Source organism: Streptococcus sp. 29896, from assembly GCF_032594915.1.
GTDB lineage: Bacteria > Bacillota > Bacilli > Lactobacillales > Streptococcaceae > Streptococcus > Streptococcus suivaginalis.
Window position 1 is genome coordinate 2,059,037 of sequence record NZ_CP118733.1, and the last position, 12,384, is coordinate 2,071,420.

A 12,384-nucleotide genomic window follows, 5' to 3' on the forward strand; every position below is an offset into this window, starting at 1 on the left:
AAATGACTATATTATAGTTTTTTCTTCAATTCTGCCACCCTCATCATGACTTCCATTGGGGTCATATTGTAGATGTCTAGTTTTTCCAGTTCATCGAGGACTGGGTGAGAAGGCGTGTCTGCGAAGAGGTCGATTTGACCAGACGGCTCTTCCACAACTGACGGAGCTGGGTGAGTTGGTGCAGTAGGGGCTTGGTTTTCAAGCGTCTGCAAAATCCTATCCGCCCGCTGCAATAGCTCCTCTGGCATTCCCGCAATCTTAGCCACATGAATCCCGTAGGACTTATCAGCTGGGCCTTGGGCAATCTTGTGGAGGAATGTGACTTGGCCGTCCTTCTCCAAGGTCGATACATGGACATTCTCTAAGTGTTCCAAGGTCTGACTAAGGTCTGTCAACTCATGGTAGTGGGTGGCAAAGAGAGTCTTGGCACCAATCTTGTCGTGGATGTACTCGATGATAGACTGGGCCAGAGCCATGCCGTCATAGGTGGCCGTCCCCCGTCCCAACTCATCAAAGAGTATGAGCGAACGATTTGTCGCCAGACGGACCGCCTTATTGGCCTCCATCATCTCAACCATAAAGGTAGACTGTCCGCTGACCAAGTCGTCTGCCGCCCCAATACGGGTAAAAATAGCATCGAAAATCGGCAATGCAGCCTGATCCGCAGGCACATAGGAACCCATCTGCGCCATGATGACGATAACCGCCAACTGCCGCATATAGGTAGACTTACCACTCATGTTTGGACCAGTAATCAATTGCATATGCGTATCCGTATCCAAGTGAATAGAGTTGGGAATGTAGGTCTGCTTGCCCATGACTTTCTCCACCACCGCATGACGACCACGGTCAATGGTCAATTCTCTTTGATCTGTAAAGCGTGGACAAACCAAATGTTGCTGCTCTGCCACAACTGCAAAGGCCTGCAAAACATCGATAGTTGCAATGGTCCGAGCCAACTTCTGCAAGCGACCGATATACTTCTCAACCTCTTGGCGAATCCGCATGAAAATCTCGTACTCCAAATTAGCAGACTTATCACGCGCCTCCAACATCTGCCCTTCGATCTTAGCCAACTCTTCCGTTCCATAGCGCTCCGAGTTTTTCAAGGTCGCCTTACGGAAAAAATGGTCCGGCACGTTGCCCAGATTGGAATTGGTCACATGGAAATAGTAACCGTCTTTTTTATTGTAATCAATCTTAAGATTGTTGATACCAGACGCTTCACGCTCCTTGGCCTCAATCTCCGCAATCCAACCCGCTCCCTCACGCATGACCAGACGGTACTGATCCAGCGTTTCATCAAAGCCCGTACGGATGATGTTTCCATCTGTGATGGTCCCTTGGGCTTCTGGGTCAATAGCAGAGCTGATGAGAGCGTGCAGTTCTGGAATTGGGTCCAATCCAGCTACCAGATTGCCTAGAGCAGGCTCATTGATTTGTAGCAAGATATTCTTGATTGCTGGGATATTTCCTAGAGTCTGGGAGAGCTGCAAGAGATCCTTGGGCATGGTTTTTCCAAAAGACACCCGACTGGCCAAACGTTCGATGTCATAGACACCTTTTAAAGCCTCGACCAAGTCACTCCGTTCAAAGAAGTAATCCAGAAAAACCTGAACGACAGCCTGACGATTCTCAATCCGCTTAAGGTCAATCAAGGGACGATCAATCCATGTCCGCAATAGTCGCATACCCATGGCTGTCTTGGTTTCGTCTAGCAACCAGTACAAACTACCATGCTTCTTGCCTGTCCGACCGTTTTCAAGCAGGTCCAGACTGGACTTGGTTGCATAGTCCATTTGCAGATAGTCCTTGATTTCATAATGGACCACCTTCTGCAAGTGGCTCAAATCCCGCATCTGTGTCCGGTGCAGGTAGCTGAGGAGTTTCCCAGCCGCAGCCTTTTCCAAGTCTGTCAAGGAGTTATCAATCAGCTGAACATCCTCCGTCACCTCATCTTCAAAAGACAGCAACAAGTTCATCTGATTGGAGAAGACCTGCTCCTCTTCCTCCGACAAAGCATAGCCGATGACCAATTCACGTGCTCGTAAATTGCGGATTTCACCGCAAAGACTAGTAAAATCATCCAAACTAGTCACGAAAAATTGACCTGTTGACACATCCATATAAGAAAGTGCGAACTGCACTCCCTGACGGTCAATCGCAACTAAATAGTTACTGTCTGCTCCCATTTTGGACGAGTCTGTTACCGTACCAGGAGTAATGACCTGCACCACTTCCCGCTTGACCACACCGACTGCCTGCTTAGGATCTTCCATCTGCTCAGCAATTGCGACCTTATGCCCCAATTCAACAAGTGTGTCGATATACTGTTGTGCCGCGTGATACGGTACCCCCGCCATAGGAATCGGATTCTCCGCATTCTTATTACGACTGGTCAGGGACAGTTCCAAAATCTGCGCCGCTTCTACCGCATCTTCATAAAATAACTCATAAAAGTCTCCCATACGGAAAAGCAAAAAAGCATCTGGATACTGTGCTTTTATATCCAGATACTGCTGCATGCCTGGGGAAATTTTCTCTACTGCCATAGCCTACCCTCTTCCCCCATCAATATAAACACTGATTTCATCTTCTACCTGCTGAGCAGCTGCCTCATCACGACAGATAACCAACAGCGTATCTGCTCCCGCCAAGGTCCCCAAGATATGGGCAGGCTTTTCAGCATCGATAATATTTGCCATCAGGGCAGCCTCTCCCACTTCGCAGTGCAAGACAAGGATAAAGCTGGCGCGTTCAAGCTTGACGGCATACTTGGCCAAGCGTTGTCCAAAAACAGTCACTTCTTCTTTCTCTGGCAAGGCATAGTAAGCCTGACCCTCCTCATAGAGCTTAATCAGCCCCAGTTCTCGCAAGTCGCGCGAAAGGGTCGTTTGAGTCACTCGAATCCCTTCAGCCTCTAACCCTAATTGAATGTCTGCCTGGCGACCAATCTTTTGCTCTGTAATCATTTTCTTAATTCGTTGGTGACGAATTCGCTTGCTCATTTTTCTACCTCTTGCTGTCTATTTATAGTGCCATTATATCATTTTTTACGCTATCTGTTGACATTTTGTGGTAGAATAGAAGAATGAAATTGGAGGAAGAATTATGAATCAAAAACAAGTAGTTGCTGAACGTTTGGCAGCTGTTTTACCCAATCTAGAATTAGAAACCATTTATTCTCTACTGGAAACACCAAAATCATCAGAAATGGGTGACTTAGCCTTTCCCGCCTTCTCCTTGGCAAAAATCGAACGTAGGGCACCACAAGCCATTGCAACAGATATCGTTGAAAAACTAGACACCTCTGGTTTTGAAAAAGTCCTTGCAACTGGTCCTTATGTCAACTTCTTCTTCGATAAAGCAGCAATCTCTCATCAGGTTTTGACCCAAGTCATCACTGAAAAAGAGCAGTACGGTCAAGCCAACATCGGTCAAGGCCACAATGTTACCATCGACATGTCTAGCCCAAACATTGCCAAGCCTTTCTCAGTTGGGCATTTACGTTCAACCGTTATCGGAGATGCCCTTGCCAACATCCATGCAAAGCTAGGCTACAATCCTATCCGTATCAACCACTTGGGAGACTGGGGCAAGCAGTTTGGTATGTTGATCGTTGCTTACAAACTCTGGGGTGATAAGGCCGCCGTCGAAGCTAATCCAATCGCTGAGTTGCTCAAACTGTATGTTCGAATCAATGCTGAAGCTGAAGAAAAACCTGAATTGGATGAAGAAGCACGCCAATGGTTCAAAAAATTGGAAGATGGTGACCAAGAAGCCTTGGAATTATGGCAGTGGTTCCGTGATGAAAGCTTGGTCGAATTTAACCGCATCTACGACAAGCTAGGTGTCCAATTCGACAGTTTCAATGGCGAAGCCTTCTATAACGACAAGATGGATGAAGGCATCCAAATCCTAGAAGAAAAAGGACTCCTTAAAGAATCAAAAGGCGCACAAATCGTTGACCTTGAGAGCTACAATCTTCCACCAGCTCTCATCCGAAAAACAGACGGTGCGACTCTTTATATCACGCGTGATATGGCGACAGCTATGTACCGCAAACGAACCTATGACTTCGTGAAAAGCCTCTATGTCGTTGGCCAAGAGCAAATCAATCACTTCAAACAACTGAAGGCCGTTTTGAAAGAAATGGATTACGACTGGAGCGACGATATGACACATATCACCTTCGGTTTGGTGACCAAGGATAAGAAAAAGCTCTCTACTCGTAAAGGAAACATCATCCTGCTCGAGCCAACTCTTGACGAAGCCATTTCACGTGCCCTCACTCAAATCGAGGCCAAAAACCCTGACCTTGAAAACAAGGAAGAAGTGGCGCACGCAGTTGGTGTCGGCGCTGTTAAGTTTTACGATCTTAAAACCGACCGTGACAACGGCTACGACTTTGACCTGGAAGCCATGGTTTCCTTTGAAGGTGAGACAGGTCCTTATGTGCAATACGCATACGCCCGCATCCAGTCTATCCTGCGCAAAGCAAACTTTATCCCAATCGCAGAAAATGACTACAAACTAGCTGACGCAGAAAGCTGGGAAATCATCAAACACATCCAAAACTTCTCAACTGTTGTAGAACGTGCTGGCAATAAGTTTGATCCATCACTCATCGCTAAGTATGCTATTAACCTGGCGCAAGCCTTCAACAAGTACTACGCACACACTCGTATCTTGGATGAAAGCCCTGAACGCGATAGCCGACTGGCTCTGGCTTATGCAACAGGCCTTGTCCTCAAAGAATCTCTTCGTCTCCTAGGTGTGCAAGCTCCTGAAAAAATGTAAGAAAAAAGCTGATTACTCAGCTTTTTTTCTATGCAATCAATTACACCTAGGCAACAAAAAAACTGACCTATGGTCAGTTTTTTTGAGGGAATGATAGGAAAGGAACTCTAACGAATACCTTTATATCCGGAACCATTTTTAGGAAAACCGGTTTTTCACGTTTTTTCTAAAAAAGATTCCATTCATGTATTTGTTTTGAACAACAAATACTGGATATATCCAGTATACACTTTTACAAAAAATTGGTCAAGAAATAGCACTATAACGACACAAAATAGCTCTAGGACAACTTTTCTGCTATCTTCACATTTTCGCGTCGGTAGATTGTCGTCAGATCTAACAACATAGATTCAACCTCTGATGTCAACTGTTCAGCAGTCATTCTCCAAGCCCAGTTTCCTCCCAAGGTATTTGGTAAATTCATTCTCGCAGCACCATCCAAATGCAGCAAATCCTGCATGGTTACTACTGTCATAAAGGCTGGGGAGCCAAAGAGAAGTCGGAAGAGAGCGTGGTTAACCGTTTCACCTTCTGTTCGATTGCTATAACGGTCCAGAAATGCGCGTGATGCTGGACTAGTATCTGATTGGTACCAACCTAAAATTGTATCGTTATCATGGGTACCTGTATAGGCCACAACATTGTTACGGTGATTGTGCGGCATTTCGATACTGTCCCCTTCTGGATCAAATGCAAACTGGAGCACTTTCATACCAGGGAAGCCGGTTGTTTCACGCAACTGAATAACCTTATCAGTTACAGAACCCAAATCTTCAGCGATAATGTTCAAATCACCCAACTCCCGCTTGATGGTCTCAAATAACTCAAAGCCAGGCGCTTCTACACGATAGCCATTGACAGCTGTCTCTTCGCCTGCTGGAATTTCCCAGAAAGAGGCAAAGCCGATAAAGTGGTCGATACGTACCATGTCATAAATCTTGAAGGATTCTCGCAAGCGAGCCACCCACCAAGTAAAGCCGTCCTGCTTCATGGCTTCCCAATCATAGATAGGATTGCCCCAAAGCTGGCCGATTTCGGAAAAGGCATCTGGTGGGCATCCTGCAACCACGCTCGGTCTACCTTCTTCATCTGTCTTGAAGAAGTGTGGGTTGGCCCACATATCAGCTGAATCAGCCGCAATATAGATTGGCATATCCCCAACAAACTCGATCCCTTTGGCATTGGCGTAAGCCTTCAAAGCATGCCACTGGCTGAAGAACAAAAACTGGGTGATGCGGTGATAATCCATCTGGTCCGCCAAAAGATGACGGTAATACTCTAGAGTATCGTGGTATCGTAGGCGAGCCCCCTGGTCTTCCCACTCCGTCCAAGGTTTGAGGTCAAAATACTCCTTGATCGCCATGTACTCCGCAAAGGTATGCAACCAAAAACCATTTTCCTCTGCAAAAGACCAATAGTCAGCCGGCAGTCCTTCCGCCTTCATCCTCTGCACTGCCTTTTCTAAAATAGGGCGACGATTCTCAAACAATTTGGCATAATCGACCTCTACCTCATTTTGGCCAAAATCCACACCAACCAAATCTTCATTGGAAATCCAACCTTTTTCAATCAAGGCATCCAAATCAATAAAATGTGTGTTTCCTGCAAAAGCAGAAAAGGACTGATACGGCGAGTCTCCGTAACTTGTTGGTCCCAAAGGCAAAATTTGCCAATACCGTTGCTTGGTTCGTTCTAAAAAATCTACAAATTGATAAGCAACCTGACCAAGGCTTCCGATTCCGTAACCTCCTGGCAAGGATGAGATGTGCATTAATACGCCACTTTGTCTCTTTTTCATAGGCATTCTCCTTTTGTATTTGCGCACAAGAAAGCGCAAACGTTTCCGCTTTTTCATTATATAATGACAGCGCTAACAAATCAAGGGAAAATTGCCATTTTTTCCTGAAAATAAAACGAAAGGATAACTTTCTTCTATATATTACACCTAAATTAGTATCTCCTTAAAAAATTTTTTTAAAATTTTTTTAAAAACGCTTGCAAGCGGATACATTTTGGTGTATAATGATGTCAAGTTAAGAAAACGTTTGCGTTAGTGAACGAAGATCATCAAATTTTATTCTTGGAGGAAATCCCATGAAACACAAATTGCTCAAGAGCGCTGCTCTTCTTGCTGCATCTACTGCTGTTCTTGCTGCATGCTCTTCTTCATCATCTAGCTCATCTGAGTCAACTACAGAAGAGGCTCAAACATTAACGATTTACGTTGATGAAGGCTACAAAGATTATGTTGAGGCTGCTGCAACAACATTTGAAGAAGAAAATGGCGTTGATGTAACCGTTAAAACTGGTGACGCCTTGACTGGTTTGGACAACTTGTCACTCGACAACCAATCTGGTTCAGCTCCAGACGTGATGATGGCACCATACGACCGAGTAGGTAGCCTTGGCGCAGAAGGACAATTGAACGAAGTAACACTTGCTGAAACAAGCATGGTTGATGAAACAACAACTGCTCTTGTTACAAACGATGGTAAAGTCTATGGTTCACCAGCAGTTATCGAAACTCTTGTTCTCTACTACAACAAAGACTTGATTACAGAAGCTCCTAAGACATTTGCTGAATTGGAAACATTGGCAAAAGATAGCAAGTACGCTTTTGAGGGCGAAAGTGGTAAAACAACTGCCTTCCTTGCTGACTGGACAAACTTCTACTACACTTACGGTCTCCTAGCTGGTTACGGTGGTTATGTATTTGGTGAAAACGGTACAGATCCATCTGATATCGGTCTTGCAAACGAAGGTGCAGTTCAAGCGATTGAATATGCAAAAACTTGGTATGAAAAATGGCCTCAAGGTCTCCAAGACGGCACAGCTGCTAACAACTTGATCAACACACAATTTACTGAAGGTAAGGCTGCTGCAATCATCGAAGGTCCATGGAAAGCTGCGTCTTACAAAGATGCAGGCGTGAACTACGGTGTTGCAATGATTCCTACTCTTCCAAACGGAAACGCTTATGAAGCATTCGGTGGTGGTAAGGCTTGGGTTATCCCAGCAGGTTCACAAAACCCTGAAATGGCTCAAAAATTCGTTGACTACTTGACTTCAACAGAACAACAACAAGCATTGTACGACGCAACAAACGAAGTTCCTGCTAACACAGAAGCTCGTAAATATGCAGTAAGCAAAAACGATGAGTTGACAACAGCTGTTATCGATCAATTTGCAAACGCACAACCAATGCCAAACATTTCTGAAATGAGCACAGTTTGGGAACCAGCTGGTAACATGCTCTTCGAAGCAGCTAGCGGTGCGAAAGACGCTAAAACTGCTGCTAGCGACGCAGTTGCATTGATCAAAGATACCATTGCACAAAAATACGGTGAATAATACTCACTAATATCACAGATGATTGCCAATCATCTGGAGATTCATCGAGTAAAAATGGTAAATGAAGCGGGGCTGGATAGGACCAGTCCCCTTTATTTATAAGACAGATTTTGCTATAATAGACAGAGGAAGTTTCCGAACAATTCTGTTGACTAGCGCTGATTTGGCAAGACTTTCTTGAAGTTTTTTTCCAGATCATTTCAAAAAAAGGAGTTTTATGATGACAAAACAAAATCCAGGTAAGGCCCTGCTCCTGTCCCTTATTCCCGGACTTGGACAAATCTATAACAAACAGAAGGCCAAAGGGTTCATTTTCTTGGGTGTCACCATCGCTTTCCTTCTCTACTTTGTAACGATTGCTGCAGGTGAGCTGGGCAATTTGATTACCTTGGGAGACATGCGTGGCCGTGACAATTCCCTCTTTATGTTGATCCGTGGTTCCTTCCACTTGATTATCACCGTCGTGTACCTCGCTTTCTATGCTCTGAATTTGAAAGATGCACACGATACAGCCAAGCGTTGGAATAACGGCTTCCCAGTTGCTACTAGCTTTAACGACATGGTCAAAGGTATCTATGAGAATGGCTTCCCATATCTTTTGATTATCCCTTCTTACATTGCCATGACCTTTGCGATTATCTTCCCTGTTGTCGTAACGCTCTTTATCGCCTTTACCAACTACGATTTCCAACATCTTCCTCCTGGAAAACTCTTGGATTGGATTGGTTTGACCAACTTTACCAATATCTGGAAATTGAGCACTTTCCGTGCAGCCTTTGGCTCTGTTCTATCTTGGACAATTATCTGGGCCTTGTCTGCTTCAACCGCTCAAATTGTCATCGGTATTTTAACGGCTATTATTGCCAACCAGCCATTTATCAAGGGCAAACGAATCTTCGGTGTTATCTTCTTGCTCCCTTGGGCTGTACCAGCCTTCGTAACTATCTTGACTTTCAGTAACATGTTTAACGATAGTGTCGGCGCGATTAACACACAAGTCTTGCCATTTTTGAGTAAGTTCTTGCCATTTATTGATAACTTCCTCATCCCTTGGAAGACAGATCCATTCTGGACAAAAGTTGCCCTCATCATGATGCAGGCTTGGCTTGGTTTCCCTTATATTTACGTATTGACCTTGGGTATTTTGCAGTCTATTCCAAACGACTTGTATGAAGCAGCTTATATCGATGGTGCGGGACCGATTCAAAAATTCCGTAGCATCACCTTGCCAATGATTTTGGCTGTAGCTGCACCAACTCTTATCAGTCAATACACCTTCAACTTCAACAACTTCTCTATCATCTACCTCTTCAACAACGGTGGACCTGGTAGCGTCGGTGGGGGAGCTGGTTCAACTGATATCTTGATTTCATGGATTTATAAATTGACAACAGGTACTGCACCTCAGTATTCAATGGCTGCAGCGGTAACCTTGATTATCTCTATGATTGTCATCAGTATCTCTATGATTGCCTTTAAGAAATTAAATGCCTTTGAAATGGAGGACGTGTAGGATGAAATTATCTGTGAAATTTAGACGTCGTCTCAACCAGACCTTGACCTATCTCTACTTGATTACCCTCTCAGTCATCATCATCTACCCACTCTTGATTACGATTCTTTCAGCCTTCAAGACAGGGAATGTGGTGGCCTTCAAGTTAGATAGTTCTGTTAACTTTACCCTTGAAAACTTCAGCAAACTTTTTAGCGAAACTCTTTACGGCACTTGGTACCTCAATACCTTGATTATTGCCCTCGTGACCATGGCGGTTCAAACCAGCATTGTGGTCTTGGCCGGTTATGCTTATAGCCGCTATAACTTCTTGGCTCGTAAGCAAAGTTTGGTCTTCTTCTTGATTATTCAAATGGTGCCAACCATGGCGGCTCTTACTGCCTTCTTCGTTATGGCCCTCATGCTCAACGCGCTCAACCAAAGCTGGTTCCTCATCTTCCTCTATGTCGGTGGTGGTATCCCAATGAACGCTTGGCTCATGAAAGGTTACTTCGATACGGTGCCAATTTCCCTCGATGAATCTGCAAAACTCGATGGTGCTGGTCACTTCAGACGTTTCTGGCAAATCGTTCTTCCTCTTGTTCGCCCAATGATTGCGGTACAGGCGCTTTGGGCTTTCATGGGACCATTTGGAGATTACATCCTATCAAAATTCTTGCTTCGTGAAAAAGAATTCTATACAGTTGCTGTTGGTTTGCAAACCTTCATTAGTGATGTGAAAAACTTGAAGATTGCTTATTTCTCAGCAGGTGCGATTCTGATTGCCCTTCCGATCTGTATCTTGTTCTTCTTCCTACAAAAGAACTTTGTATCTGGTTTAACAAGTGGTGGCGACAAGGGGTAACCTTGTCCCACCTTTTCCCTTTTCCTACTCTTGATATGTTGTTTTTTACTGTTGTATAAGAGTAGCGCCCCACATGATTGAGAAAGGTGCTTATGTTCCCTTACCCCTTTTCCTACTTTGCTAGTATCTTCCAGCCTCGAAAGATGTTTGCCAATCGCCGGCTAATGACTGTCTGGCAAGGGCTATTTACGACTATTTTTCTAATCGCTCTCTTGGTCATTCCTGCCTCCTTGCAACCTCTTTCTTGGGACACCTATCCTATGGAAAATTTTGTTCAGGGTGTCTATACACCACTTACAGAAGCAGTTGTCGCAGACCTTAAGGAGCATGCCCAACTCACCAATCAGGAATTAACCTATACAGGACAAGGTGTGACAGATAGTGTCACATTCGGGGAGCAAGTCAGCACTGCTAGTGGTTTTACCTACCAATTCGGCAAACAGAAGGTAATCATTCGTAGTGGCACAGATGTTCTTGCAGAATTGCCCTACCAAGTGTTCACAGCCAGCAGTTTCGATAGTAAGGAAAAACTGACAGCTAGCCTCTCAAAGGCTTGGTTTCAAGAGTATCCTTTACTAATTAGTCTGTCCATCACCCTGCTATCTGCCTCGATATTGGCTACCAATTTCCTCTTCATCCTTGTCGGTGCGAGCGTATTCCTCTATCTGACCAAAAAATCACGTTTTTTCCATATCGGTTCTTTCCGAGAAGCTTACAATCTCAGCCTAAACTGCCTTGGTTTGCCAACCTTATTGGCTTGTTTAGTGGGGATTTTCGGACAAGCTGTCACGACCGTCTTAACCCTGCAAAACATTTGTTTTGTTCTGGTATTGATTTGGGTCTTTTTCAAAACAAAATTCAGAGATCAAGTTTAGGAGGTTTTTATGCGCGCAACAATTAAAGATGTTGCCAAATTGGCGGGAGTCTCCCCTTCTACCGTAACACGGGTCATTCAAAACAGCCCTGCTATCAGCCAAAAAACAAAGGACCATGTCCGCAAGGCCATGCAGGAACTCAATTACCACCCCAACCTCAATGCCAGGAGTCTGGTATCTAGTTATACTCAAGTCATCGGCCTTGTCTTGCCAGATGATTCGGATATTTTCTACCAGAACCCCTTCTTCCCAACTGCCTTGCGAGGAATCTCTCAGGTCGCTGCAGATTACAACTACGCCATCCAGATCAGTACTGGTAAGGACGAAGAGCAGCGCCTAGAAGCTATTTCTCAAATGGTCTACGGTAAGCGTGTTGACGGGCTGATTTTTCTCTATTCCAAGCCGGATGATCCTCTTGTACAACTGGCGATTCAGCATAACTTCCCCTTCTTAATTCTAGGGAAGGCTTCTTCTCCGTTTGTTTCCTTAGTCGATAATGACAATATTCAAGCAGGATTCGAGGCGACGACCTACTTCATCAACAAAGGTTTTCAAAATATCGCATTTGTGGCAGGTAACAAAGAATTAGTTGTATCACAAGACCGTTATCAAGGCTATAAAAATGCCCTCAAGGCCCACAATATCCCCTTGGATGAAAACAAGGTCAAGTTTACCTCTGGTTTCTTGTTGGAAGATAGCGCCTATAAAATCACACGGAAGCTCATCAAGCAAAAACCGGATGCTATTGTGACCACCGATACCTCTGTTGCAGAAGGGATTGTCCAATATCTCACAGAAATCGGCGTAAAACTGCCCATTATTTCCTTTGACTCTGTCAAACCAAAACTAGCAATCGATGCCTACGTCGATGTCCATGCCATTAAATTGGGCCGGGTAGCCTTTAATACTCTCCACCAAATCATCAACGATAGCAAAGAAAATAAGCAAGTCTGCTACCGTCGTGTGATTCCACATACTATTACTGAACTCTAACTTAGAAA

General features: G+C 44.5%; 9 protein-coding genes. 6 read left to right on the top strand and 3 right to left on the bottom strand.

The genetic code is table 11. The features are described 5' to 3' along the window. Positions 1 to 11 precede the first annotated feature (11 nt). The gene (mutS, locus tag PXH68_RS09455) at positions 12 to 2,552 is read right to left on the bottom strand and encodes a DNA mismatch repair protein MutS (protein ID WP_248027840.1); all 2,541 of its coding nucleotides are present in this window, start codon (positions 2,550 to 2,552) and stop codon (positions 12 to 14) included. Positions 2,553 to 2,555: 3 nt separating this feature from the next. Next, a complete protein-coding gene (gene argR / locus PXH68_RS09460) occupies positions 2,556 to 3,008 on the bottom strand; it encodes an arginine repressor (RefSeq protein ID WP_248027842.1) in 453 nt (150 codons plus the stop codon). 103 nt (positions 3,009 to 3,111) lie between these two features. Between argR and argS the strand changes: the two genes are divergently transcribed. Continuing rightward, the gene (gene argS, locus PXH68_RS09465; protein WP_248027843.1) at positions 3,112 to 4,800 is read left to right on the top strand and encodes an arginine--tRNA ligase; all 1,689 of its coding nucleotides are present in this window, start codon (positions 3,112 to 3,114) and stop codon (positions 4,798 to 4,800) included. A gap of 280 nt (positions 4,801 to 5,080) precedes the next feature. On the opposite strand, the gene malQ is transcribed toward argS, so the two are convergent. Next, complete coding sequence (gene malQ, locus PXH68_RS09470; protein WP_248027845.1) at positions 5,081 to 6,598, bottom strand: 4-alpha-glucanotransferase; 1,518 nt, start codon at positions 6,596 to 6,598, stop codon at positions 5,081 to 5,083. Between the two features lie 296 nt (positions 6,599 to 6,894). On the opposite strand from malQ, the gene PXH68_RS09475 reads away from it, so the two are divergent. From PXH68_RS09475 to PXH68_RS09495, 5 genes are all read left to right on the top strand, one after another. Beyond that, a complete protein-coding gene (locus PXH68_RS09475) occupies positions 6,895 to 8,151 on the top strand; it encodes an extracellular solute-binding protein (protein WP_248027847.1) in 1,257 nt (418 codons plus the stop codon). A 220-nt stretch (positions 8,152 to 8,371) separates the two neighbouring features. Next, entirely contained in the window at positions 8,372 to 9,664 is a 1,293-nt protein-coding gene (locus PXH68_RS09480) for a carbohydrate ABC transporter permease (RefSeq protein ID WP_398582982.1), read from the top strand. Position 9,665: 1 nt separating this feature from the next. Then, on the top strand, positions 9,666 to 10,508 hold the full coding sequence (locus tag PXH68_RS09485) for a sugar ABC transporter permease (RefSeq protein ID WP_158456213.1): 843 nt from the start codon (positions 9,666 to 9,668) through the stop codon (positions 10,506 to 10,508). Between the two features lie 143 nt (positions 10,509 to 10,651). Next, positions 10,652 to 11,383, top strand: a complete 732-nt coding sequence (locus tag PXH68_RS09490; RefSeq protein WP_316715719.1) for a hypothetical protein — start codon at positions 10,652 to 10,654, stop codon at positions 11,381 to 11,383. Between the two features lie 9 nt (positions 11,384 to 11,392). Further along, positions 11,393 to 12,376: a LacI family DNA-binding transcriptional regulator gene (locus PXH68_RS09495; protein ID WP_158456209.1), complete on the top strand. Its 984-nt coding sequence runs from the start codon at positions 11,393 to 11,395 to the stop codon at positions 12,374 to 12,376. Positions 12,377 to 12,384 lie beyond the last annotated feature (8 nt).